22 protein-coding genes and 1 pseudogene are annotated in these 25,922 nt (G+C 44.3%); 15 read left to right on the top strand and 8 right to left on the bottom strand.

Translation table 11 applies throughout. From position 1 onward, the window contains the following. Nucleotides 1–49 precede the first annotated feature (49 nt). From uvrB to LP107_RS08680, 3 genes are all read right to left on the bottom strand, one after another. Nucleotides 50–2,125 carry an excinuclease ABC subunit UvrB gene (uvrB, locus tag LP107_RS08690; RefSeq protein WP_112742134.1) on the bottom strand — a complete coding sequence of 692 codons (2,076 nt, stop codon included), beginning with the start codon at nt 2,123–2,125 and terminating at the stop codon, nt 50–52. Between the two features lie 76 nt (nt 2,126–2,201). After that, nucleotides 2,202–2,717 (bottom strand): DUF2059 domain-containing protein, encoded by a 516-nt coding sequence (locus tag LP107_RS08685; protein WP_078273446.1) that lies wholly within the window; start codon nt 2,715–2,717, stop codon nt 2,202–2,204. A gap of 144 nt (nt 2,718–2,861) precedes the next feature. Further along, nucleotides 2,862–4,214 (bottom strand): lytic murein transglycosylase, encoded by a 1,353-nt coding sequence (locus tag LP107_RS08680; protein ID WP_078273445.1) that lies wholly within the window; start codon nt 4,212–4,214, stop codon nt 2,862–2,864. Nucleotides 4,215–4,407: 193 nt separating this feature from the next. Between LP107_RS08680 and LP107_RS08675 the strand changes: the two genes are divergently transcribed. Together LP107_RS08675 and LP107_RS08670 are read left to right on the top strand one after the other, a co-directional pair. Further along, nucleotides 4,408–5,107, top strand: a protein-coding gene (locus LP107_RS08675) for an IS1 family transposase (RefSeq protein WP_228157684.1) whose coding sequence is annotated in 2 segments (ribosomal slippage) — nt 4,408–4,754 and nt 4,753–5,107 — 702 coding nt in all. Because the reading frame shifts where the segments join, the coding sequence is not laid out codon by codon here. A gap of 84 nt (nt 5,108–5,191) precedes the next feature. Beyond that, nucleotides 5,192–5,953 (top strand): integrase core domain-containing protein, encoded by a 762-nt coding sequence (locus LP107_RS08670; RefSeq protein WP_208624034.1) that lies wholly within the window; start codon nt 5,192–5,194, stop codon nt 5,951–5,953. A 24-nt stretch (nt 5,954–5,977) separates the two neighbouring features. On the opposite strand, the gene LP107_RS08665 is transcribed toward LP107_RS08670, so the two are convergent. Together LP107_RS08665 and LP107_RS08660 are read right to left on the bottom strand one after the other, a co-directional pair. After that, nucleotides 5,978–7,417 carry an L-serine ammonia-lyase gene (locus LP107_RS08665; protein WP_078273476.1) on the bottom strand — a complete coding sequence of 480 codons (1,440 nt, stop codon included), beginning with the start codon at nt 7,415–7,417 and terminating at the stop codon, nt 5,978–5,980. 225 nt (nt 7,418–7,642) lie between these two features. Further along, nucleotides 7,643–8,566, bottom strand: a complete 924-nt coding sequence (locus LP107_RS08660) for a WG repeat-containing protein (RefSeq protein WP_078273478.1) — start codon at nt 8,564–8,566, stop codon at nt 7,643–7,645. A gap of 178 nt (nt 8,567–8,744) precedes the next feature. Here LP107_RS08660 and leuC point away from each other — a divergent pair, with 178 nt between their 5' ends. From leuC to LP107_RS14480, 9 genes and pseudogenes are all read left to right on the top strand, one after another. Next, entirely contained in the window at nt 8,745–10,166 is a 1,422-nt protein-coding gene (gene leuC / locus LP107_RS08655; RefSeq protein WP_264676231.1) for a 3-isopropylmalate dehydratase large subunit, read from the top strand. A 65-nt stretch (nt 10,167–10,231) separates the two neighbouring features. Continuing rightward, nucleotides 10,232–10,666 carry a hypothetical protein gene (locus tag LP107_RS08650; protein ID WP_264676232.1) on the top strand — a complete coding sequence of 145 codons (435 nt, stop codon included), beginning with the start codon at nt 10,232–10,234 and terminating at the stop codon, nt 10,664–10,666. A gap of 61 nt (nt 10,667–10,727) precedes the next feature. Continuing rightward, nucleotides 10,728–11,261 (top strand): YbhB/YbcL family Raf kinase inhibitor-like protein, encoded by a 534-nt coding sequence (locus LP107_RS08645; RefSeq protein ID WP_264676233.1) that lies wholly within the window; start codon nt 10,728–10,730, stop codon nt 11,259–11,261. Between the two features lie 19 nt (nt 11,262–11,280). Further along, the gene (locus tag LP107_RS08640; protein ID WP_078273483.1) at nt 11,281–11,586 is read left to right on the top strand and encodes a hypothetical protein; all 306 of its coding nucleotides are present in this window, start codon (nt 11,281–11,283) and stop codon (nt 11,584–11,586) included. Then, complete coding sequence (locus tag LP107_RS08635; protein WP_264676234.1) at nt 11,576–11,998, top strand: PIN domain-containing protein; 423 nt, start codon at nt 11,576–11,578, stop codon at nt 11,996–11,998. Before LP107_RS08640 ends, LP107_RS08635 begins: the two co-directional genes overlap by 11 nt. A gap of 14 nt (nt 11,999–12,012) precedes the next feature. Then, on the top strand, nt 12,013–12,663 hold the full coding sequence (gene leuD, locus LP107_RS08630; protein ID WP_264676235.1) for a 3-isopropylmalate dehydratase small subunit: 651 nt from the start codon (nt 12,013–12,015) through the stop codon (nt 12,661–12,663). Between the two features lie 68 nt (nt 12,664–12,731). Next, entirely contained in the window at nt 12,732–13,802 is a 1,071-nt protein-coding gene (gene leuB, locus LP107_RS08625) for a 3-isopropylmalate dehydrogenase (protein WP_078273486.1), read from the top strand. A gap of 371 nt (nt 13,803–14,173) precedes the next feature. Then, nucleotides 14,174–15,157, top strand: a complete 984-nt coding sequence (locus LP107_RS08620) for an RsiV family protein (protein WP_158079606.1) — start codon at nt 14,174–14,176, stop codon at nt 15,155–15,157. A 150-nt stretch (nt 15,158–15,307) separates the two neighbouring features. Next, nucleotides 15,308–15,879, top strand: a pseudogene (locus tag LP107_RS14480) (YceI family protein). A gap of 195 nt (nt 15,880–16,074) precedes the next feature. Here LP107_RS14480 and sthA read toward each other — a convergent pair. The 3 genes from sthA to ppsR are packed head-to-tail and all read right to left on the bottom strand — an operon-like array spanning nt 16,075 to nt 19,027. Further along, nucleotides 16,075–17,700 carry a Si-specific NAD(P)(+) transhydrogenase gene (sthA, locus tag LP107_RS08605; protein ID WP_228157799.1) on the bottom strand — a complete coding sequence of 542 codons (1,626 nt, stop codon included), beginning with the start codon at nt 17,698–17,700 and terminating at the stop codon, nt 16,075–16,077. Nucleotides 17,701–17,725: 25 nt separating this feature from the next. Further along, nucleotides 17,726–18,094 (bottom strand): DUF4377 domain-containing protein, encoded by a 369-nt coding sequence (locus tag LP107_RS08600; RefSeq protein ID WP_112742138.1) that lies wholly within the window; start codon nt 18,092–18,094, stop codon nt 17,726–17,728. A gap of 39 nt (nt 18,095–18,133) precedes the next feature. Next, nucleotides 18,134–19,027: a posphoenolpyruvate synthetase regulatory kinase/phosphorylase PpsR gene (gene ppsR, locus LP107_RS08595; protein WP_112742139.1), complete on the bottom strand. Its 894-nt coding sequence runs from the start codon at nt 19,025–19,027 to the stop codon at nt 18,134–18,136. Nucleotides 19,028–19,395: 368 nt separating this feature from the next. Between ppsR and LP107_RS08590 the strand changes: the two genes are divergently transcribed. The 4 genes from LP107_RS08590 (at nt 19,396) to ppsA (ending at nt 25,917) form a co-directional block, all read left to right on the top strand. Continuing rightward, nucleotides 19,396–20,901 carry an MBOAT family O-acyltransferase gene (locus tag LP107_RS08590; RefSeq protein WP_264676236.1) on the top strand — a complete coding sequence of 502 codons (1,506 nt, stop codon included), beginning with the start codon at nt 19,396–19,398 and terminating at the stop codon, nt 20,899–20,901. Nucleotides 20,902–20,924: 23 nt separating this feature from the next. Next, nucleotides 20,925–22,127, top strand: coding sequence for an SGNH/GDSL hydrolase family protein (locus LP107_RS08585; protein ID WP_078273491.1), 1,203 nt, complete (start codon nt 20,925–20,927; stop codon nt 22,125–22,127). A gap of 31 nt (nt 22,128–22,158) precedes the next feature. Beyond that, nucleotides 22,159–23,427, top strand: a complete 1,269-nt coding sequence (locus LP107_RS08580) for a GDSL-type esterase/lipase family protein (RefSeq protein ID WP_078273492.1) — start codon at nt 22,159–22,161, stop codon at nt 23,425–23,427. A 129-nt stretch (nt 23,428–23,556) separates the two neighbouring features. Further along, on the top strand, nt 23,557–25,917 hold the full coding sequence (ppsA, locus tag LP107_RS08575) for a phosphoenolpyruvate synthase (RefSeq protein ID WP_115369710.1): 2,361 nt from the start codon (nt 23,557–23,559) through the stop codon (nt 25,915–25,917). The last annotated feature ends 5 nt before the right edge of the window (nt 25,918–25,922 follow it).

The following is a 25,922-nucleotide window of genomic DNA, read 5'->3' as shown; positions in this document are numbered from 1 at the left end:
TGGCATGCTCCTTAGGTTGTCCGTTAAGTGTACCACAAAAAGGCGTATTTTACAGTTTGTTAAACTCATCTTTTAACGCCAGCATGGTATCACGTACTCTCATCGCTTCTTCAAATTTTAGCTCGCCTGAGAGTTTTTTCATTTGCTTTTCTAGGCGGTTAATCTCTTTTATCATCAGCTCAGGACGGCGTAAGATTTCCACGTCAATATCATTTAGGGCAAATGGTACGTCAATTTTTGGGGCGTCCACGCTCTCAATCTCGCCCGTGTCAATCTTGTCGGTAATGGCACGGCTTGCCGATTTTGGTGTAATGCCATGCTCGGCATTAAAGGCGATTTGTTTGGCTCGTCTGCGTTCGGTCTCATCTATCGCCTTTTGCATGGACGGGGTAATGCTGTCAGCGTATAGGATAGCCTTGCCATTGACATGGCGTGCCGCTCGCCCAATGGTCTGAATGAGCGACCGCTCCGAACGTAAAAAGCCCTCTTTGTCCGCATCAAAAATCGCCACAAGCGACACCTCGGGCATATCCAAGCCCTCACGAAGTAGGTTAATGCCCACCAGTACATCATGCACCCCTGTTCTGAGTTCGTGAATGATTTTCATGCGTTCTACCGTGTCAATGTCGCTGTGCAGATATGCCACACGCACGCCATATTCTTTTAAATAACTGGTCAAATCCTCTGCCATGCGTTTGGTGAGCGTGGTAATCAGCACTCGCTCGTTTAAGGGCTTACGCAGGTTTATCTCGCCCAGCACGTCATCGACTTGGGTGAGTACGGGGCGTATTTCTAGTATGGGGTCGATGAGTCCTGTGGGGCGAACGACTTGCTCGACCACTTGCTCGCTATGCTCCAACTCATAGGGGGCAGGGGTTGCTGATACAAAGATACGAGTTGGCACAACCGCCTCCCACTCCTCAAACATCATGGGGCGGTTATCCATGGCGGACGGTAAGCGAAAGCCATAATTAACCAAGTTTTCTTTGCGACTTCTATCGCCCTTATACATCGCTCCGATTTGGGGGATGGTAACGTGGCTTTCATCCAAAAACACCAACGCATCAGACGGCAGGTAGTCAAACAGCGTGGGTGGTGCCTCGCCTGCCTGTCGTCCTGACAGATGACGAGAGTAGTTCTCAATGCCGTTACAGTAGCCTAACTGCTGTATCATCTCTAAGTCGTACTGGGTGCGTTCTTTGACACGTTGGGCTTCTAGTAGCTTATCATGTGAGCGAAAATAGTCTAACCGCTCGGCAAGCTCTTCTTTAATCGTCCCCATTGCCACTTCTAATTTTTCTCGGGGGGTAACATAGTGCGACTTGGGATAGATGGTAATGCGTGGCACGGATTTGATGTTTTTGCCGGTCAAAGGGTCAAACCATGTGATTTTTTCAACTTCATCATCAAACATGCTAATCCGCACCGCCAACTGTTCACTCTCAGCAGGGTAGATGTCCAAGGTCTCACCATGCAAGCGATAGGTACCACGCCCAAAGTCCAGCTCGTTGCGTTCGTATTGTAACTCAACCAAGCGTTTGATGAGAGCGGTTCTGTCCACGACATCGCCCACGACCACGTGCAGGAGCATTTTTAGGTAGCTCTCAGGGTCGCCCAAGCCATAGATGGCGGACACGCTCGCCACAATGATGGTATCACGGCGTTCAAGCAAGGCACGAGTAGCGGACAGTCGCATTTGGTCGATGTGGTCGTTGATGGCGGAGTCCTTTTCGATAAAAGTATCGCTTGCCACGACATACGCTTCAGGCTGATAATAGTCATAATAACTGACAAAGTACTCCACCGCATTATGGGGGAAAAATTCCTTAAATTCGCCATAAAGCTGTGCTGCCAGTGTCTTGTTATGAGCCATGATGATGGCAGGTCGCCCTAAGCTCTCAATGACCTTTGCCATGGTGTAAGTCTTGCCCGAACCTGTCACACCGAGCAAAAGTTGGTCTTTTTTGCCTGCCTTGACCCCGTCCACTAGGGACTGTATGGCGGTCGGTTGGTCGCCACTGGGGGCAAAGGGCGTAACCATTTTAAAGACTTTATCGTCATCGCCTAGCTGTTTGGTAAGCTGACTTTCGGTGATTTTGGCACGAGTGGTTTTGGGCTTTGGCATGGTGTTGTTTTTATAAAAGAAATCCTTATCATAATGGGGGCTATGATAAGGATTTGCAAGTGATGGCAGACACGCCCTATTTATTCAAAATCTTTTTAACATCATCCTGCATTTTTTTAAGATGTTTGTTTTCGTAAGTTTCTAAGGTTTTTTTGTTGTTCTCGCCTGCACTTTTCATATAGGACTCAAAGACGGCATCTTGTTTTTTTAAGGCGCTTTGCCCGTCTTTACTGCCATAAAAAGCAATCATGGCGTCCACTTCGGCTTGGCTAAACGATTTGGCGGCGTTAAGGTAGGATTTTTTAAGTCCGTCTTTGGTCGCTTTGGTGTCTAGGCTTTTAATAAGCCCTTCGGCATAGTCGTCAAAGGCTTTTAGGGCTTTTTTGCGTTGATCGTCGGTGAGTGTGTTGTCCTGTGCCATGCCCTGAGCGATTGCCATGCGTTCCATTTCAAGGGGGGCAACGACCGCTTGGTAAAATGTGGATTCGTAAGGCATGATTTTGGCAAGTTCTTCTAGTGATTGATTGCTCGGTGTGGCAAAGGCACTGGCACAAAATAGGGTGCTAAGCAGTAGTAGGGATTTGATTTTCATAACAGCTCCAAAGGTTAAAAGTGCTATAATCTAACAGATTTTTATCAAGATGAAAAGTTTTAAATTGTTATCATTTGCAACGATAACTTAACCGCATGATGAATGATTTAAATAAAAGTCGGTACATCACGCACCGACTTTATGTTACCAGACCAAGCCACGCACCGAGTTTTGGGTGATAAAGCCATCAGGAATGCGTCCATTATCCGCTTGCCAACGAGCAAAGGCACGAGAGGTGTTCGCCCCTGCCACGCCGTCTGTTTTGCCGGCAGAGTAGCCTTTGGCGTTTAGGGTTTCTTGTAAGCGAATGACTTCTGAGCGAGACAGGGGCTGTTCGTGGCGTGGCCAGTTGCCACTAATGCCAGCACCGCCAGCGATACGTTTTGCAAGGGTTGCCACGGCTAGGGCGTAGCTAGATGAGTTGTTATAGACTTTGATAACATCAAAGTTGGGCGTGAGTAGTAGGGCGGGGCCATTCACGCCAGCAGGGAGCCACAGCTCGGCTTGGGCATGACCGCCAAAGTACTCGCCATTGGCAGAGACCACGCCTAAGGATTTCCATGATTCTAGGGATTGTTTTTGTCCTAAGAGTTGGTAGTTAAAGCCAGTCGGCAGGCGAACTTCATAAAAAGCGTCCACGCCTGACACCCAACCGCTCGCCCCTAGATAATGGGCGGTGGAGGTGAGAGCGTCCGAGATTGTCCATGGGTTTTTTTGTCCATCGCCGTTACCGTCCACGCCGTATTTTATCCAAGTGGAGGGGATGAATTGGGTATGACCCATGCCCCCCGCCCATGACCCACGCAGTCGTGAGCGACTGACATCGCCATGCTCTATCATCTGTAACATGGCAAGCAGTTCGCCTTCGGCAAACTCACGACGGCGACCATCAAAGGCAAGACTAGATAGGGCATCAACTAAGTCGGTTGAGCCTGTTGCTGCCCCATATGAGGACTCAATACCCCAAATGGCGACCATCACTTCTTTGGGGACACCATACTGGCTTTCGGCTCGTGAGAGTAGGGAGGGGTATTCACGCAGTTTGGCTCTGCCATCAGAGACACGCCCTGAGGTAACGGCGGACTCGACGTATGACCACGGCATTTTGGCAAATTCGGCTTGGCGACCGTCTAGGCTGATGACCTGTGAGTTAAGACTGGCACTGCCTAGCAGTCCATGCACCGCATGAGAGGCATGACCGCTGGCGATGGTGCGAGTGATGAAATCGCTTTTCCAGTCGCCAAAACTGCCATAGTAGCGATTTTCTACCGATGGGGCAGGCGTGGGCGTGGAGGTGGTTACTGGGGCTGTGGGTGTTTGGGGTTTGACAATGACCACCCGAGATGGGGTAGGTGTGGTCGTTGGTGTCTCAACCACGATGGGTCGCTGTGGTGTTTGAGGAGCTGAAGCACAGGATAGCAGAGTGATAATGGCAACAGCCACAGCGGACAGGCGAAAAGCAGGGTGGTCTAGCAGGGCTTTTACAGGATGAGTCATGAGTATTTATTGGTAAAAATTTGTTGTCATTGTACACAGTTATGAGAGTTTTGGCAATGATATTTACATATTTGGCAAAGCAAGATGGATAAAGCAAAAGACGGAATAAAACATCTATATCCGTCTTTTGGTATTGTCAAAAACAAATACATAAGTTAAAATAACTCAATACTTTACCATAGAGTAAAAACCAATGAACGAAACATTTGATAGTTGTCCTAAATGTAAGCACAAACACTTTGTCAAAGCAGGTTTTAACAATGGCAGACAACGCTATAAGTGCAAAGGTTGCAATCATTACTTTTCAGTACATAAACCAACGCATCATAAAAGCGAAGCAACCAAGCAAATGGCAATCAATATGTATCTAGAAGGTTTGGGCTTTCGTTCAATTGGTCGCATATTAGGTATTAGTTATGGCACAGTCTATCAATGGGTTAAAAAACTTGGCGAACAACATCAAATCAAACAAGATAGCAATCAAGCGATAGATATCGTTGAGCTTGATGAGATTCATAGCTACACCAAGCATAAAAAACGCTTGCTGGACCCCGCTTGCCATTGACAGAACAACAAAACAAATCTTAGGTTTTGTTTGTGGCAGACGAGACACCAACACCTTTAAACAGCTTTACAATCAATTGAACATCCATAACATTCAACTGTTTTGTAGTGACTACTGGAAATCTTACCTTGAAGTCATTCCAAAATCAAAACATATGACAAGCAAAGCTCAAACTTTTACCATAGAGGGCTATAATAGTCCCATTAGGCATTTCACAGCAAGATTTAGAAGAAAATCAAAATGTTATTCTAAATCCGAGAAAATGATAGAAAACACTTTGAACTTACTGTTTGCTAAGTGGAATGGAACTTTGAATTATGTATTTTAGTTTAACAATGCCCACAAAAACACAAGACTGCTTCCCCACCATAGGAAAGCCATTTGAACTGCTTACCATAAGAACAAGCAATCAGTGACTTCACTGGCACTCGAGTACAAAGTATCAAGACCTACCATTTACAAGGTCTTAAAACTTGCTCGCATTAAACTCCTTAAGCCTCAAACCAGTACCAATAATCGCTTTAAACAAGCCAAGTATGGCATTAAACGCTTGGCTAAGGTTGAAAAATCCATTCAAGACAAACTCAAAAGGCAAGCCAAGCGATACAACAAGTCCTATTTTGGTGAGATGGTTCATGTAGATGCCAAACGCTTACCTTTACTTAAAGGACAAAGTACAAACAGTCCTAGAGAATATCTGTTTGTTGCCGTAGATGACTATTCTTGTGAACTGTATGCTGCCATACTGCCTGACAAAACAGCCTTTGGTGCAGCACAGTTTCTGGTAGAGCAAGTGATAGAACCTTGTCCTTACCAAATTGATGTTATTTACTCTGACAATGGCACTGAATTTAAAGGCACAACACAGCATGAATTTGTCAAAGTATGTTATGATAACCACATCAACCAAAAATTTACCAAAGTAGGCAGACCACAAACCAATGGCAAAGCTGAACAGGAGATACGAACATTAATAGAGCTTTGGCATCATCAACATGAGTTTGTCAGCAGTGAACATAGAAAGCAAGAATTAACCAGATTTCTTAATTTCTATAACACTGTTAGACCACATTCATCTTTAACCAAAAAAGATGAGATTACAGGAAAAACTTTGACTTTTACGCCTTATGAATGGTTAGAGTTTTATTTTAAACAAAGTGTAAATAACGGGTGAGGTTTTTACAGATTATTGGTGTCATCAACACTGGCTAAATCCCACGCCCACATGACCGACCACTGCCACAGGAATGCGGTTATCGGCATGAATGGCAAGCCCGCCACGAGCGGTTTCTTTGTATTTGTCCATCATGTCAAGTCCGGTCTCTTTCATGGTCAAAATGGCTTTGTCTAGTGAGACGTGGTGCGAGCCATCGCCACGCAGGGCAAGGCGAGCGGCGTTAATCGCCTTGACGGACGCCATCGCATTGCGTTCAATACAAGGCACTTGCACCAGTCCTGCAATGGGGTCACAGGTCAGGCCTAAGTTATGTTCTAGTCCAATCTCAGCAGCGTTTAGACATTGGGCGACCGTACCGCCCATGACGTGAGCCAGTCCTGCTGCTGCCATCGCACAGGCAGAGCCAACTTCGCCTTGACAGCCAACTTCCGCCCCTGAAATGGACGCATTTTGTTTGATTAATGCCCCAATCGCCCCCGCCACGAGCAAAAACTCACGCACGCCTTGATAGCTAAATGACGGAATAAAGCCTTGATAGTAGTGTAGTACCGCAGGGATAATACCCGCCGCTCCGTTAGTGGGAGCGGTAACGACCCGCCCGCCCGAGGCGTTTTGTTCATTGACCGCCAGAGCATACAGGTTCACCCAGTCCATTGCAAGCAGTCCGCCATCGGCTTTGCTGTATTCTTTGCTAAGCTGGTCATATAAGGCTTTGGCACGGCGTTTGACGTTAAGACCGCCGGGCAGGATACCGTCTTTTTGGTAGCCGGCATTGACACACGCCCGCATGGTCGCCCAGATGTCATTAAGATAATCTTTAACTTCTTCTTCGTCTCGGACAGCAGTTTCGTTATGAAGCATAAGCTCGCTGATACTAAACCCATGCGTGTGGCACAGCCGTTCGATGTCTGCTCCTAGCTCAAAGGGATAAGGGTAGGGCGATTTTTTGGGGGTATCTAGTTGCTCTTGTGCGGTTTGGGCTTTAAATTCGTCATTATCCACAACAAATCCGCCCCCGATAGAAAAGTAAGTCTCGCTGATACGAGTGCCATCGCCTAAGGTGGCGATGAGTGTCATGCCGTTGGGGTGTTGGGGCAGGGTAACATCGCTATACCACAAGATGTCGGTCGTTTCATCAAAATCAATAACATGACGACCGCCCAAGTTCATCTTTTGGTGCGTGTGTATGTCTGATAAATACTCGTCCGTGCGTTCGGTGTCTATCGTGCGTGGGGCGTGTCCGAGTAGCCCAAGCAAGGTGGCGGTATCGGTGGCGTGTCCTTTGCCTGTGGCGGACAGTGAACCGTACAGCTCTATGGTAATGCCTGTAATCGGACTAAAATCGCCATGCAATCGCTCATCTAACAGTGCCAAAAACCGCCCACTGGCAACCATCGGGCCGACCGTGTGCGAGCTTGAAGGGCCAACACCGATTTTAAACATATCAAAAATACTAATCATAAAAGTCCTTATAAATTTATTTTACCGTGCATAAAAATGGGTTGTTAAATGGGATAGTCTGACGGGCAGAGTGTGCAAACAATCCTATTTTAAAAAAATGCACAGATAGCCACATCAGATGGGTTGGTATTTTAGCATGATTGATGGGGTTTTGGTACAAAAGTATCTGCCCAAATGTGGGCTTGGTCGGATTTAAAATAATGGCGTATTTTAAAATCAAAAACCCTAACAAGCTACATTGACCCCTTGCGAATTGATACATAGTTTGTCGCCATTATTTAGATTGCCAATCCATGCCTTGCCGTTTTTAAACATCAACGGTTCGGGCAGTTCGGGATTTTTGGGGCTGTCCAAGATAAACCCGTCTTTATGAAAACGAAAATCGATGAGCAGTTGCCCGCTTTTATCAATAAAGCCCCAATTATCGCCCATGCGTACCCCTGCCAGATTCTCACTATAAGCTCGGACATCATCAAAGGCGTAGATAATCATCGGTACGCCCTTATCATCGACAAAGCCCCATTTGCCGTCTTGTTGTCTTGGCGTGAGTGTTAGGTGTGTGCTAGGGTTTGGCAGACTGCTTTGGGCAGGTGTCAGCTCTGGGGTGGGCGATGGGTCGGGGGCTTGCTGTGTGCGATTGCCGTTTTTGTCGATGGTGTAGGTGTTACCGCCAGCGGTAACGGTGGCAAGACCTTGGGAGAAGTCGCTGATGTGGCTGATGGCTCGCTCGGGACGGACGATGACCTTGCCCCGAGTGTCTAGCACGCCAAAGCCACGGTTTTGTTTGACGATGATACGTTCGCCCTGCACGCCCCTTGCCCATTGGTTGCCATTCATGCGGTCGTAGTTAAAGGCGATGATGGTTTTGCCTTTGTCATTGATATAGCCGACTTTACCGTTTTTTAGGGCGGGGAGTAGCCCACTTCTAAACTCCGAGCCCAGCACCGCGTCATAAGCGAATAAATCGGCTGTTGTGTTGCCTTTTTTGTTCAAAAGTGCCACGGGTGAGCCATTGTCTTTGACCGCCAAAAACACGCCCGAACGTGCGGTACAGTTGACGTTTTTATAATGGCTTTTGGGCAGGGCACAGGCATAAGCTGGGGGTGTGAGCGAGCCGAGCAATAAGGCAGTGACTAGGTATTTTTTCATAAAAACAATGCGTTGGAATTTGGGCTATTTTATCATAAGTGGCAAGATTATCATGCCAAAAAAATTTTTCCAAAAAGTTAAATAAACCATAAAAATTATAAATTATTGTTATTTTTAAAGTGTGTTATAATCTTTTAAAATTTACCATACCCAGACCATTTTAATTTGGAGAATAACAATGGCAGGCAAAACCCTTTACGACAAACTTTGGGACGACCATTTGGTCAAACAGCGTGATGATGGCTCGTCTTTGATTTATATTGACCGTCAATTATTGCACGAAGTAACCAGCCCCCAAGCCTTTGAAGGATTGACTTTGGCGGGACGTACCCCTTGGCGACTCTCGGCAAATATTGCCACGCCCGACCACAATGTCCCCACTTCCACCAAAGAACGCTCGCAGGGCATTTCGGGCATTGAAGATGATACTTCTCGCATTCAAGTCAAAACGCTTGATGATAATTGCAATGCCTTTGATATTGTACAATTTGGCATCAATGACGAACGCCAAGGCATCGTTCATGTGGTTGGGCCTGAGCAGGGGCTGACCTTACCTGGTATGACGGTGGTGTGTGGTGATAGTCATACCGCCACGCACGGGGCTTTGGGCTGTTTGGCTCACGGTATTGGTACAAGTGAAGTAGAGCACGTGCTTGCCACACAATGCCTTGTCCAAAAGAAAATGAAAAATATGCTTGTACGGGTGGACGGCAAACTTGGCAAAGGCGTAACGCCCAAAGATGTGATTTTGGCGATTATTGGCAAAATCGGCACGGCAGGCGGGACGGGCTATGCCATTGAGTTTGGTGGACAAGTATTTCGTGATATGTCCATTGAAGGGCGTATGACTGTGTGTAATATGGCGATTGAAGGCGGTGCTCGTGTTGGCTTAGTGGCTGTTGATGAAAAAACGATTGAATACGTTAAAGGTCGCCCTTATGCCCCAACTGGTGAGAATTGGGATAAGGCAGTTGCTTATTGGCAAACTTTAACATCAGATGATGATGCTCATTTTGATGTGGTGGTGGTGTTAAATGGCGATGAGATTGAACCACAAATTTCGTGGGGAACTTCGCCTGAAATGGTCGTTCCTGTGTCCGCCAATGTGCCAACGCTTGATATGGCAAAAGACGATGTGCAAAAAAATGACTGGACGCGTGCCTATCAGTATATGGGCCTCTCGGCAGGGCAGTCTTTGAGCGAGATTACGCTTGACCGTGTGTTCATCGGCTCGTGTACCAATTCTCGCATTGAAGATTTGCGAGAAGTCGCCAAAATCGTAGAAGGCAAAAAAGTGGCGAGCACCATTAAACAAGCAATGGTTGTCGCAGGTTCTGGACAGGTCAAAAAACAAGCGGAAAGCGAAGGTTTGGACAAGATTTTCTTGGACGCAGGTTTTGAATGGCGTGAACCAGGCTGTTCTATGTGCCTTGCGATGAATGCCGATAAACTACAATCAGGTGAGCATTGTGCCAGCACTTCTAACCGTAACTTTGAAGGTCGTCAAGGCAATGGCGGACGGACGCATTTGGTTAGCCCTGCAATGGCGGCGGCGGCAGCGATTCACGGGCATTTTGTGGATGTGCGGTCGGTGGCGTAAGGCGTGAAAAATAAGGCAATCTGTGGTATGATTGTCTTATTTTTAAAATGGAGGGATTTTTTTAAATGACTGAAGGTGAGAGTAAAGACCTTTTTGGGTTATTTGTTTTTGGTTTGGTTGCATTAATGCTGATTGGTTATTTGTACATTAAAGAACAAAATGAACAAGAAGCAAGAGAGATTTATATTTCTGCGAAGCAAACCTATATAAATATTGAGCAAGATGAGTTGTATAAAAAATCCTATTTAGATGTTGAAGATGGTAGCGACTGTTCACAAGATTGTTCTGGGCATGAGGCTGGATTTGAATGGGCTAAAGAAAATCACCCAAAAGATGTTTCGGATTGTCATAGCCATAGCCAATCATTTTTGGAGGGTTGCGAGGCATTTTTGGCTGAACTTGATAGTATTTGGAATAACCCAGAGGATAGGTATGATTTTCAAGATAAAGTAAATTCATATATTGATAATGATTTTAGAAATAGGGGGCGTTACGAGTAAATTTAAATTTAATCATTCTTAGTGAAATTTAGCTTTAAAACCAATCAAAAAGGAAAATTGTATGAATGACCTAGCTCAAAACCCTTATTTAGAAGTCCGCCAACCTGCTCAGCCACAAGGCGAAATGGTGCTAAAATGTGCCGATATTGCAGAGGGTAGCACCTTATCTAATGACTATGTGGCAAATATTTGGGGATTTACAGGCAATAATATCAGCCCAGAATTACAATGGGCGAACGCACCTGCTGACACCAAAAGCTTTGTTTTAACCATGTATGACCCAGACGCACCAACGGGCTGTGGTTTTTGGCATTGGAATGCGTTTAATATTCCTGCTGATTGGAATAAATTACCTAAAAATGGTTCAAATAATTTTGGCAATGGCATTTTGGAATTAAAAAATGATGCAGGATTGGACGGCTTTATTGGGGCATTTCCCCCACAAGGCGATAAACCACACCGTTATATTTTTACCCTTTATGCGTTAAATGAAACGCTTGATTTGCCAAATACCATAAGCCCTGCGGTATTGGGCTTTAATTTAAATGGCAAAGCATTGGCAACGGCAAGTTTGACGGCTTATTATAGTTGGTAAATTAAATAGGAGTTATACAATGCCAATGTCATTATTTGAACAACATTATCAAACATTACAGCATTTGGATAATGGGGTTAAAATCCAAATCATTGAGCAATTGCAAAAAGATGTTTATCAAAAATCTGTTGATGAATTATTATTTTTGCAATCCAATTCTGAATTGGGGCAATTATTAGTTACACAGGATAAAACCGATGAGAACTGGATAGAAAATATTTTTGCCATAGCGGATAAAGCCTTTAAGGAAAGCGAATTAAATGGCGTTGTATTATCCAACTCTGACGACCGTGGTTGGACAAGAGACGAAATTTATGAGCGTTAATGTTTTTATTGATACAAATATTTGGGTTTATACGATTGATAAGCGTTGTATTGATAAAAGCAAGCAGGCTCGCCAATTTGTTTTGGGTTTGCAAAAAGACAGTCAAATCAATATTATGATGTCCACACAGGTTTTGCAAGAGTTCTTTTCGGTAACAACCAAAAAACTTAAACAAGACAAGGTGGCAATGGAAAAAATCGTACACGAAATGGCACAAATGCCACTTATTCATACCGATTTTTCTTTAATTGCAGAGGCAATTAAAATTAGTATTGCACATCATTTAACTTTATGGGACGCTTTAATGGTTTGTGCATCAAAAAGAATGAATTGTTCAATATTATATTCCGAAGATTTGCATAATGGGCATATCATTGATGGCGTAAAAATAATCAACCCCTTTAAACTTTAAAAAGGCAAAAAACTATGAAACAATACACCACCGAAATCGGCATTGTTGCCCCCTTAGACCGTGCCAATGTGGACACCGATTTGATTATCCCCAAGCAGTTTTTAAAGTCCATCAAACGCACAGGTTTTGGCGATAATTTGTTTGATGAACTGCGTTATTTGGACGAAGGCTTTTTAGGGCAAGATATCAATGCACGCCCCAAAAATCCTGATTTTGTGCTAAATCAAGACCGCTACCAAGGGGCAACCATTTTGCTTGCTCGCACCAATTTTGGTTGCGGTTCTAGCCGTGAACACGCACCGTGGGCGTTGAATGAATTTGGCTTTCGCACGATTATCGCCCCAAGTTTTGCTGATATTTTTTATAACAACTGCTTTAAAAACGGTATGCTTCCTGTGATTTTGTCTGAAAGCGAAGTTGATGAACTGTTTAAAGAATGTTTTGATAATATCGGCTATCAATTAACGGTAGATTTGGAAAATCAAAAAGTCATCTCGCCAAGTGGTAAAGAATATCATTTTGAAGTAGACGCATTTCGTAAACATTGTTTATTAAATGGTTTAGATGATATTGGCTTGACTTTGCAAAATGCCAATGACATTCGTGCTTTTGAAGAAAAAGCTAAAAATGAGCGTCCTTGGGTGTTTAAGGAATTGACGGCTTGATTATTTTTTGATTAAGTGTTTAATCGGGTTTTTAATTAACTTTAATAAATTTTTAAAAGGAATGTCAAATGACAAAACACATCGCAATCCTAAACGGCGACGGCATTGGTCCTGAAATTGTATCCCAAGCCGTTAAAGTGTTGGATAAATTGATTAAAAACGGCTTAAACGCCACTTACGAATACGCCAAATTGGGCGGAGAAGCCTATGACGCTTATGGCTCGCCTTATCCGAGCGAGACCCAACAAATCGTGCGTAAAGCCGATGCGGTGCTATTAGGGGCGGTGGGTTCGCCACAATACGACAATTTGGAGAGAGCATTACGCCCAGAGCGAGGGCTTTTGGCAATTCGTAAAGATTTGAATTTATTTGCCAATCTGCGACCTGCTATTCTTTATAACGAACTTGCCAATGCGTCCACCTTAAAGACCGATGTTGTGGCAGGGCTTGATATTTTGATTGTCCGAGAGCTGACAGGCGATATTTATTTTGGCGAGCCACGCGGAATTATTACCAATGACAAAGGCGAGCGTGAAGGTTTTAATACAATGCGATATAGTGAGAGTGAAATTCGCCGTATTGCCAAAGTGTCCTTTGAATCCGCCCAAAAGCGAAATAAAAAACTGTGTAGCGTGGATAAAGCCAATGTATTAGAAACAACCGAATTATGGAAACAAATTTTTAATGAAGTTGCCAAAGAGTATCCAGATGTGGAATTGTCGCATATGTATGTGGATAATGCGGCTATGCAACTGGTCAAAAACCCCAAGCAGTTTGATGTGATTGCCACAGGCAATATTTTTGGCGATATTTTATCCGACCAAGCGTCTATGCTAACAGGCTCTATTGGTATGCTTCCATCGGCAAGCCTTGATGAAAATGGCAAAGGGCTTTATGAGCCAAGCCACGGCTCTGCCCCTGACATTGCAGGGCAAAATAAGGCAAACCCTTTGGCGACCATTTTATCATTGGCAATGCTTTTGCGGTATAGTCTCAATGACGAAACCCGTGCCAAACAGGTAGAACAGGCGGTACAAAAAGTGCTAGAACAAGGTTATCGCACGGCGGACATCTATGAAGACGGCACGACTTTGGTTGGCTGTGCGGACATGGGTGATAAAGTGGTGCAGGCGTTGTAAGGTTGTCAATCTAACAAAAAGCCCGTGATTGTGGGCTTTTTTATTTGCCAAGTGATTGATTTTGCTTTACAATGTTAGGGCGTGTTGAACATTGATAACATTTTATTTAAACTTGGTAGGGGTTTAAGGCCTTGATTGATTTTTGCATGAAAAATGGCTATCCGACCACTTAATTTAAAAAATTAAGTAAAAATCTTAAAAATTTAGCCGTTTAAGTGGTCGGATTGTTTTTCATCGTCAAAAACTTGTCTGATAGAATAACTATCAACCTCAAGTTTTTTCCTTGAAAAACGTGCGATTTTTCCCATTTTTCATTGCAAATACCAATTTTCAACACACTCTATCGGTTTTAATTTAAAAAGGGTGAGATGATGAAAAAAATATTGGTGCTGGCTTTGGCGGTGTTGATGACTGCTTGTGGTCAAGATGAAACAGTCAAAAACAATCAAGTAGAATATCTAGATGCTCAAAAAAACCAAGTCATGCCTGCCAATGAGCCAATGACAGCAACCGAGACACTAAAAGCGATTGATAGTAGTCTTGCCAAAGTAAGCGGTCAAGATGGTAAAAAGGTCAGCTTTGCGATACAAAAATTAGACTATACCCTGCCAAAGGATGTGACAAATAACTGCGTGTCTGAATTGCCTGAGAATTGGGATGAAAACACCATCCAATGCCCGAGCGTTGATATAACGATGGCAAAAATCGAACCACGCTGGATAAATGACATCATGCGTCGTGAGATGACGGGCGATGACAATCCTGAGCTTGTCAAATTCCGTCGTGATTTGGATGATTTTGTCCGTTCACAAATCCAAGATGAGATATCTTTGGGCTATTCGTGGAGCATTACCCCTGAATATCTGGGCATGCACAACCAAGTGGCACAGTTTGCAGTAATGCATGATACTTATTTGGGTGGGGCTCACGGCATGGCGGTGATGAACTATTATTTGTTTGACATGGATTTGCAAAGCCAAATCACCCTAGCTGACATCCAAGTGTTTGACTCAGAGCGTAGGACAGAGCTGTTTGACTTGATGGGCGATGCATACCAAAGCTATCTAAAAGGGCATGAGATGAGCAAAGAAGAGATAGCGGGGCATATGGAGACTTATCCACTTGATGTGAGTGAAGATTTCTATTTTGGTAAAGATGGGTTGGTGTTCTCGTACGCACCTTATCATTTGGGTCCTTATGCCATGGGAACTGTGGAGCTTGTCATTGCTTATGACAAATTGCAAGGCATTATCCGAGAGGAATACCTGCCTAAGCAGACAGCCAAAACAGCGAACCAAGAGACAGTAAGCCAAGAGTCGGCAAGCAAAGAGACAGCAGGTCAAAAGACGGAGTAGGCAAGCCAAACGGATAAACCTTGATGTATCATTAACCAAACATTGACAATGCGTTTCTTAATCGTGCTTGTTTTTCCTAATCAGTCTTGTTAGAATTTATCGCATTGGTGTTGTGCCAATAACATTATTCGTCAAACCCAAGGAGTTGTTATGAAAAAGCTAGCCCTACTGTCTCTTGTCGCCCTAGCAGGCATGGCAAATGCCGCCACTTATGAGATTGACCCATTTCACACCAATGCCCGTTTTGCTATTGATCATTTTAAAACCAGCACCAACGTGGGCGGTGTGTATGGTCTGACAGGTGAGATGGAGTTTGATAAAGCCAAACGCACGGGTAAGATTGACATTGAGTTGCCATTGGCAAATCTACAATCAAGCTCTAAGGAGTTTACCGAACATCTGCTGAGTGCTGATTGTTTGATGCTGAAAAATACTCCACCATGCGTTTTGAATCTACCAAGTTCAACTACACAGGCAAGGGCAAAGCACGCAAACTAAGCTCAGTAGATGGCAAACTTACCCTACTTGGTCAAACGCACCCTGTTCGTCTGCATGCCAATAAGTTTAACTGCTATGACAGTCCGATGGCAAAAACTGAAGTTTGTGGCGGTGATTTTAGCACGACCATTGACCGCACTAAATGGGGCATGGATTATTTAGTGAATGTCGGCATGGCAAAAAATGTCCGCATTGACATTCAAGTGGAAGCCGCTAAAAAATAATTTGTTTTAACTAATTTTTAACCAAAATCAAAAATCACCCCAAATTGTGTTGGGGTGATTTTTTGTGGTTTTATAAAAATAAAAATAAAAAGCGAATAAGATGGGCGGTATTTAAAGTTATCACAATTTAACCATGTGGACGTAGGGAGGACGTGCTGAGCACGTTCTTTGATGTGCCTTATGGGTTGTAATGCTTTAAAAAATACGGTTCATGCCATTTAACGCTGCCACACGATAGGCTTCTGCCATGGTGGGGTAGTTAAAGGTGGTGTTGATGAAGTATTCTAGCGTGTGACCACATTTCATCACCGCTTGTCCGATGTGGATAATCTCGGAGGCGTGGTTGCCGTAGCAGTGAATACCTAGGATTTGCAAAGTTTCACGGTGGAATAAGATTTTTAGTACGCCTGAACGTTCACCGATGATTTGGGAGCGAGCCAGATGTTTGAAAAAGGCTTGTCCGACTTCATAAGGGATTTGGTCACGAGTTAAGTCTTCTTCGGTCGCCCCAATGCTTGAAATCTCAGGAATGGTATAGATGCCAGTAGGCACGCTATTGACAAACTCGGCGTGTTTGTCACCCACCATAAAGCCGGCGGCATTTCGCCCTTGGTCATAGGCAGCGGACGCCAAAGACGGCCAGCCGATGACATCGCCCACGGCATAGATATGCTCAGCTTTGGTGCGGTAGGTTTGGTCAACTTCAAGCTGTCCACGACTGTTGGCAGATAAGCCAACCGCTTCTAGGTTAAGCCCGTCGGTGTTGCCCGAACGTCCGTTGCACCAAAGGATGGCGTCGGATTTGATTTTTTTACCGCTTTTTAGGTGCAAGACCACGCAGTCATCAAAAGTTTCTAGGCGTTCAATCTCTTCGTTGCTACGAATACGCACGCCAAACTGACGAAAGTCGTGCGATAGGGCGTCTGAGATTTCATCATCAAGGTAGCTTAGCAGCTGTTCTTTGTTATTAATCAAATCAACGACATAGCCTAAGCCTGTAAAGATGGACGCATACTCACAGCCAATCACGCCCGCTCCGTAGATGATGATTTTACGAGCGACATAGTCCATTTGCAAAATCTTGTCCGAATCAAAGACACGGGGGTGGTCAAAGTCAAGCAAGTCAGGACGGTAGGGGCGTGAACCCACGGCAATGACTGCCTTTTCAAAGGTAACTGTCTTGGCACCTTCGCCATGAACCTGTTCAACTTCTAGGGTGTTTTTGTCAATAAAACGCCCCCAACCTTGGATAATTTCAACACGGTTACGCTCATAAAATAGCTTGTGGGTATTGACTTGACTGGCAATCACTCGCCGTGCTTTGCTTAGCACCTTATTTAGGGGAACCTGAAAGTTGTCGGTAAATGAGCTAAAAATGGGGTCACGTCTCATGCTGATGATGTTAAACACCGATTGGCGAAGCGCCTTACTGGGAATGGTGCCGACATGAGCACAGTTACCGCCTACTTGGTCACGGGGGTCGATGACTGCCACTTTGAGTCCTGATTTGGCAAGCTTCATCGCTGCTGCTTCACCAGCAGGCCCTGCTCCTAGCACCACAGCGTCATATTCAAAGCCGTGACGGGCTTTGCGTTTTTGGGGAGCGATGGCAATACGCTGACCGTCAAGAGGGCTAATTAGCGGGTGACTGAGGTCATGCTCTTCATGAGCTGGCGTGTTTGTGCTGTCAGGGGTTTTGATTTCTGCTTCGGGTAGGGCGGAATGTTTGGCTTGTTCTTTGATGGCGTGTTCTGCCTTGGTCTCATTTTTGGCAGGGTTTGGGGATTTACCTGCCTTCTCGGTGGGGTTGGTTTTGGTCATGATATTACCTTTTTGTTTATTTTAATTAACGAATATTTTGCGTTAAAATCTCATCTAACTGCCACAGTCCTGTGGGTTTACCAGTATTTTGGTCTATCTCTTGACGCACCTTGATGGTGTAGGCGGTGCCAACAGTTGGCGTAAAGCCAATGATGTCATTATAGCCAATACCGAACAGCTTATCATCATCTGCCCCGACGGGCTTGACCAGTAGGCATTGCATGGGCGTGGCAGAATGGCAAGCACTGCGATAAGGCATGACTTCTAGTGTTTCGCTGGCATTTAGGGCGACATTAGGGATATAACGTGGCTCAGGTACGGGCGGACGACTTTGGCACGCACTCAAAGAGATGATGAGTATTAGGGGTAAGAGCAACAAAGAGTGATGTTTCATATTTTTCTCAGGGTTTATCAGTTTTAAATATTTTAAAAATCAGCCAATCCGCCGTGCCAAACCTGTAATTTGTAAAATCCGTGTGGCAATCTCTTCAACGCTCATTTCTGATACATTAAGGTTGGGGATTTTTTGGGCGGTGTAGATGGCTTGGATGGCACGCTGTTCTTCTTGGCACTGGGCAAGGGAGGCATAGCGAGAGCCTGCTTTTCGCTCTTGACGGATACGCACCAATCGTTCGGTGTCAATGGTCAGACCAAACAGTTTGTGGCGATAGGGCTGTAACACTTTGGGTAGATTGCTACTATCTAGGTCATCTTCAGTCAAAGGATAGTTGGCGGTACGAATGCCAAACTGCAAGGCAAGATATAGGCTTGTGGGGGTCTTGCCTGAGCGTGATAAGCCAACTAGGATGATGTCTGCCCCATCATAGTGATTGGTTCTTGCCCCGTCGTCATTATCCAAGGCAAAATGCACCGCGTCAATCCTTGCCTTATAGTCTTCGCTGTCCACTTGTCCGTGTGCCATGCCTGCATGGGAGTCAGGGGCCTCGCCTATTTCATTGGCAATGCGGGTAATTAACCCTTCATAGATGTCAAGGTTGGTGGCGTCCGCCCCATTGATGATATTGCGAATCTCATCGCTAACGATGGTGTCAAAAACTAAGGGTTTAAGTCCTGATAAACGATGAGCTTCGTTGATGCGTTTGACCGCTTCATGAGCCAACTCGGGAGTGTCCACATAGGGGATGATTTTGACGTCAAATTTGACATTGCCAAACTGGCTAAGCAGTGATCGTCCAAGTGTCTCGGCAGTGATGGCAGTGCCGTCGGAGATAAAAAAAGCACTGCGAAGTATCTCGGGGGCTTTAAACTGCTTGGTTTGATTCGCCTGCTCGTCTTGTTGGCTGGGTGTGGGGGTGTGAACGTACATGGCTATCCTTTATGTCCTGTGCCATACATGGGTAAACTTAAATGAGAGTATAGCACAAAAACAGGGGGTTTTGTAGAGAAAATTATCAACTGCGGTATGATGAGCAAAGAACGTGGCAAGCAAATAACTATTAATAAAACAGCATAAAAGTGCAAGAAATCCCATTGCGAATTTTTGGTAATTTTGTTAAAATAAGTTTATTTTTGTAAATATAAAAAGTGTAGATGTATAAAAGACGGTATCAACCATAATAACAATTACATCTTTTGGTAAGATGTATTCATGATTTCTCAGATGGTTTATGACCAAGGATTGTAATGTTTTCATTTTTATCGGTAGAATTTGCTTTATTGTTCATAGCATTTTTTATGCTTTATTGGGCATTTAAAAAAAGACCAGACATTCAAAATATGCTGTTGCTCATTATCAGCCATGCCATTATTTATTTGATGGCGGGCATGATGGCAGTTGGCATACTGTTTGTTTTTAGCATTGTCATTTATGCCATTGCTCGGCAAATCATCATCAGTCATCACAAAAAAACGTGGATGACGATGGGTATTATCATCACTTTGATAAATTTATCTGTATTTAAATATTATGAATTTTTCCGTGCTAATATTAGTCGTGCTTTAGAGATGTGGCAATTAGATAATACGGGACTTATGGCAAATATTATTTTTCCATTGGGTGTTTCTTATTATTCATTTCAAGCCATTAGTTATTTGGTAACGCTTTACCGACAAAGCGTGGTTTATGAAAAAAATGAACAAGCTAAACAAAGTGAGCAAGAAAAACAAGATGAAAATAATGAAAATCCTATTTCTTATTTATATTTTTGGCAAGCATTAACGCACTTTTCGTTTCTTGCCACAATTTCGGCAGGTCCGATTACCCGTGTTAATGACACTAAAGGTTTGATTGATATTATGGGTAAGCCTTGTGGGATGTATGACCAATTAAATGAGCCAGAGTCACGCCAATTATTATACCCAAAAATCGCCTTTGCCTTGATTGTGCTTGCCCTTGCCAAAAAATGGTGGTTGGCAGGATATTTGGCGGATAATTGGGTTAATCCCGTTTTTGCCAATCCTGCAGGATTCCACAGCTTGGAAGTATTGACTGCCATTTATGGTTATACCTTGCAATTATTTTTGGATTTTTCAGGATATAGTGAGATGATGGTGGCATTTGGGTTGTTGCTTGGTTTTCGCTTACCCATGAATTTTAATGCCCCATTATTGGCTCATAATATTAGAGATTTTTGGGACAGATGGCATATTAGTTTATCAACATGGATACGAGATTATATTTACATTCCCTTAGGCGGAAGTAGAAAAGGTTTTTGGTTTACCCAGCTTAATCTTATTATTGCGATGGTGTTATCAGGAATTTGGCATGGCTCAACCTTTAACTTTTTCTTTTGGGGGTTGTTACACGCCTTAGCCATTGCTTTATTAAATATTGGAGATTTGGCTTGCCAAAAAATAAGCGGTCATGCCAAAGGGCGTAATTTTTTGGCAAATACAGGCATCATTGGTAAAACGCTAGGCGTATTAATTACTGTGCATTTTGTGGTATTTGCTTTTGTGTTTTTTAGAGCGACAACATTAGATGAGGCATTATTGGTTTTTAATGCTTTATTTTTTAATCATATTAATGTAGCATCGACCAATAATCCGCTTTATCTATTGGCGATATTGGCATTTGCATGGCTGGTTTATCCATTATTTCATCGTCATCAAAAAAATTTCGGTCGGCTGATACTTAAAATGCCAAGTGTGATTTTTTATGTGTTGTGCTTTATGATATTTATGGCGGTGGTAATTTTGGCTCCGTCTGGCATTCCCGGTTTTATTTATGCAAATTTCTAAAAGATAAGATAAAAGGTATTATCATGAGCGAACACAAACAAGATGAGATTAGTCATATTGACAAGGCTGATATTGATGGTCAAAATGACATTAATCAAGAAGATAAAAATATTGATACAAAAATCATTGATAAAGAAAATACAGACGAAGAAATCATTTATCAAGAAGATAGTGATGATTGGGATAATGAAGTAATTAAACCAGATGATAATTTCAAACAATCCTTTATTAACACGCTCATGTTTTTGGTATTATCTACCGTCATGGGTATTTGGATAATGCAAAAATCAATCAATGCCTATTATCTACAAACTTATCATCAGCCTAGTCCATTAAATCTAATCAATCACTCTTTATGGCAAAAAGGGGGCAATATTGGCGATAGGTTATATACCTTGCATGATAATATTGCCAATAATATCGACAATATGAATAAAAGTATGATTGATGAGTTTAATGATAATTATGCCTATACCCCTGCTTATAAAGCCCAAATGGCAGAAAAAGCACGCCAAGAGCAATTACGCCAAGAGCAAGAAAGACAATTAAAAGCCCAAGCTCTAAAAGAAAATCAAGCCCAAAATGAATTAGAACAATCCTTAACGTTAAATAAAAGCCAAAAGGTATTTTTTGCTGGTGATTCGATGATGCAGGGCATTGCCCCACATATGCAAAAATATCTACAGGGCTTAGGCGTAGATTCGGTCAATCTTAGCAAACAAAGTACCGGCTTGGCATATCCTAAATTCTTTGATTGGAATAGCACCATTAAAAATACTTTGAGGTCAGATAGCAATATTAAAGTACTCATCATCATGCTTGGGGCAAATGACCCTTGGGATATGCCAGATAAACAGGGAAAATACCTAAAATTTAATAGCGAAGAATGGATAGCAGAATATCAGGCACGCATGAAAGATATATTGGATTTTGCCAAAGAAAGACAGGTGGGTGTGATTTGGGTAACGCCGCCAAATATGAAAAAAAATAAATTAAATGAACAAATGGTTCAGCTCAATGATGTGATGATGAATGAGCTGGCTCGTCATAATGTTAAAGTGATTGATGCACGCCCTATTATGGGTGGGTGCAATAATATTTACAATGATTATCTTGAAAAAGATGGCAAAAATATTAAAATGCGTAGCACTGATGGCGTTCATTTTTCTGGCGATGGTCAGCGGATTCTTGCCAAAGAAGTGCAATCTTATTTAATCATTGAGTGATGTTATCATTTGATAACTAAAAAGAGTATTCATGAATTTAACAAAATTTAGCTTTAAGCCTACCTTATTAATCATGGCGTGCGTGTCGGTATCGGCTCATGCCAATCTAGCCAACTTTGGTGAACCCAACACCAATGCCCTAGCACAGGCAATGGCAAATCACTCGGTGCATATCGTCCAACTGGGCGACAGCCACACCGCCGGCGATACCATGACGGACGCTCTAAGAAATCGCTTGCAGGGCGTGATGGGCGATGGTGGCATGGGCTGGGCGATGCCGATGTATTTTAGCGGTCAGCGTATGACACGGTTTAGCTATGATAATGTCGATTTTTCGCCAATTTCTAGCCGTACCAACCAAAGCGAGTACTATACGCTGGGCGGACTGATTGCCAGGCCCAAGGTCAATGGGGCAAGCCTCACTCTAAAACCCAAAAAAGGGGCAGAACCTGCTCAGCGTATTTGGGTGAGCATTCGTCAGCAACCGACAGACGGTAGATTTACAGGGGTGGACGCTTATGGTAAGCGGTTTGTGTTAGAGACGGCACGTAAGGATGGTACATGGCAGATGGTGAGCGTGGACGTGAATTTGCCGTTTACCATTTATAATGACAATGCCACAGGCTCGGCGATTGGCGGTTGGTGGGCGTTTAATCCTAGTGGGCGTGGGGCGGTGGTGTCGGCATTGGGTATCAATGGCTCTGAGCTGTCGCATTGGAATAGGTGGAATACGCAGGCGTGGCAAAGCGAGCTTGCCACCATTCGCCCCACGCTCATCGTACTCGCCTATGGCACCAATGAAGCCTATAATGGTGTGTCAGGCGAGAGCGTGCGTACGACTTTGACCGAAAAAATCCGCCAAATCCGTGCCGTCAGCCCACGTTCGGCGGTCATGGTGTTAGGCTCGCCAGAAGCTCTAAAAAGCACAGGCGGTAGCTGTGGCACACGCCCTGACACGCTCACAGACGTGCAGACTGCCCAACGGCAAGTCGCCCAAGCCGAACGTACGCTCTACTGGGACTGGCAAGGGGTGATGGGTGGCTCTTGCACCATGAAATCATGGATAAATCGCGGGCTTGCCAGTAAAGATGGCGTGCATTTTAGCCAGTCAGGCTACACTCGTCTAGGCAATGAGTTGGCAAATGAGTTATTGGCATTACAAACGCAAGCCCTCACGCAGTACCCCAATACCACGCATCCTAACACCGCTCCGACATACATCCCCAATGATGTGCCGAGTATCAACTCAGGGCAGGGCGGTCAAGGGCGGGGGTTTATCCGCATTGAACGAGCTAATTAGCCTTATTAAAAGGTTAAAATGAGTGTATTTAGATAATAAATACACTCATTTTTATAAAAAATAAAATTGAGTATTGGCAAATTTATCGTTATAATTTGACAAATTTCATAGATTAAAAAAGGTGTTCGTATGGCACAAGTTATCCCTTTTAACAAACTTGGTAAAGACGATGTTGAGATTGTCGGTGGCAAAAATGCGTCTTTGGGCGAGATGATTAGCAATCTTGCCAATGTTGGTGTGTCTGTGCCAAACGGCTTTGCCACGACCGCAGAGGCGTTTAACCGCTTTTTGAATGAAACGGGCTTACTTGACAAAATCAATGCCGAACTAAAAGGCTTGGACGTTGATGATGTCGAAAAACTTGCCGAAGTAGGGGCAAAAGTGCGTGCCTGGGTCATCGCCCAAGCATTGCCAAAAGACTTAGAAGACGAGATTCGCACGGCATTTGATACGCTTACAGGTGGTCAAGATGTGGCGGTGGCGGTGCGTTCGTCAGCGACTGCCGAGGATTTGCCTGATGCGTCTTTTGCAGGTCAGCAAGAGACATTCCTTAACATTCATGGCATTGACAACGTGCTGATTGCCATCAAAGAAGTGTTTGCAAGCCTTTATAACGACCGTGCGATTGCCTATCGTGTACACAAAGGCTTTGAACACGCAGGCGTGGCGTTGTCGGCAGGCGTTCAGCGTATGGTACGCTCGGAGACGGGTACGTCTGGCGTGATGTTTACGCTTGACACCGAAAGCGGATTTAATGACGTGGTATTTATCACGGCAAGCTATGGCTTGGGCGAAATGGTGGTGCAAGGGGCGGTAAACCCTGATGAGTTTTATTTATCCAAAAAATTATTGGCAGAAAATCGCCCTGCTGTGGTTCGCCGAAATCTTGGCTCAAAACACATCAAAATGGTCTATGGTGACGAAGGCACGACCAAACGCTCAACCAAAATCGTGGATGTAGAAAAAGCCGACCGTCAGCAGTTTGCCCTAAATACCGATGAGCTAACTCGCCTTGCCAAACAAGCCCTTATCATTGAAAAACACTACGGCTGTCCTATGGACATTGAGTGGGCAAAAGACGGCGATACTAATGAGCTTTTCATCGTACAAGCTCGCCCCGAAACCGTCAAATCTCGCCAAGACAAAACCAGCATGGAGCGTTATGTCATCAACTCAAAAGGGGCAAAAGTCCTATGCGAAGGGCGTTCTATCGGTCAGCGTGTCGGTGCAGGCAAAGTGCGTATCGTAACGAATTTGAACGAGATGAGCAAAGTTCAAGACGGCGATGTGCTCGTGTCTGATATGACCGACCCCGATTGGGAACCTGTGATGAAGCGTGCCAGTGCGATTATCACCAACCGTGGCGGACGTACTTGCCATGCGGCGATTATCGCTCGTGAGCTTGGCGTACCTGCCATTGTCGGCTGTGGCAACGCCACCGAGCTTTTGACAGACGGTCAAGCGGTAACGGTATCGTGTGCCGAAGGCGACACGGGCTTTATTTATGACGGCATTTTGGACTTTGAAGTGCAAAAAAATTCTGTCGCCAGTATGCCCAAGCTTGGCTTTAAAGTCATGATGAACGTGGGCAACCCTGACCGTGCCTTTGACTTTGCCCAAATCCCGAACGAAGGCGTAGGTTTGGCTCGCTTAGAATTTATCATCAACCGCATGATTGGTGTACACCCAAAAGCCCTGCTTAATGTGGATACCTTGCCCCAAGAAACCCAAGCCCAAGTGTTTGAGCGTATCGCAGGGTACAACTCGCCTGTGGAGTTTTATATCAATAAACTCATCGAAGGCATTTCAACGCTTGCCGTAGCATTTAAAGACAAGCCTGTCATCGTGCGTATGAGTGATTTTAAATCCAACGAATACGCCAACCTAATCGGCGGTAAGCTGTATGAACCACACGAAGAAAACCCCATGCTCGGTTTCCGTGGGGCGAGCCGTTATATTTCGGACAATTTCCGTGATTGCTTTGAGCTTGAATGCCGTGCGTTGAAGTACGTCCGTGATGACATGGGGCTAACCAACGTAAAAATCATGATTCCGTTTGTGCGTACCACAGGCGAAGCCCGCCAAGTCATTGAATTACTTGAAAAAAATGGGCTAAAACGTGGCGAGAATTCTCTTGAAGTCATCATGATGTGCGAATTGCCAACCAATGCCTTGCTTGCCGATGAATTCTTACAATATTTTGACGGTTTTTCAATCGGTTCAAACGACCTAACTCAGCTTACGCTAGGGCTTGACCGTGATAGTGGCATTGTGTCGCACTTGTTTGATGAGCGAGACCCTGCGGTCAAAAAACTGCTTGGCATGGCGATTGAAGCGTGTCGCAAACAAGGCAAATATGTCGGCATTTGCGGTCAAGGACCGTCCGATCACCCAGACCTTGCCAAATGGCTCATGGAGCAAGGCATCAGCTCAGTATCGCTAAACCCTGATACGGTGCTGGATACTTGGTTGTTTTTGGCGGATAAATAAAACCT

Source organism: Moraxella bovis (assembly GCF_025985205.1).
GTDB lineage: Bacteria > Pseudomonadota > Gammaproteobacteria > Pseudomonadales > Moraxellaceae > Moraxella > Moraxella bovis.
Note: the sequence above shows the minus strand (reverse complement) of the source record. Positions and strands in the feature narration are given on the sequence as shown.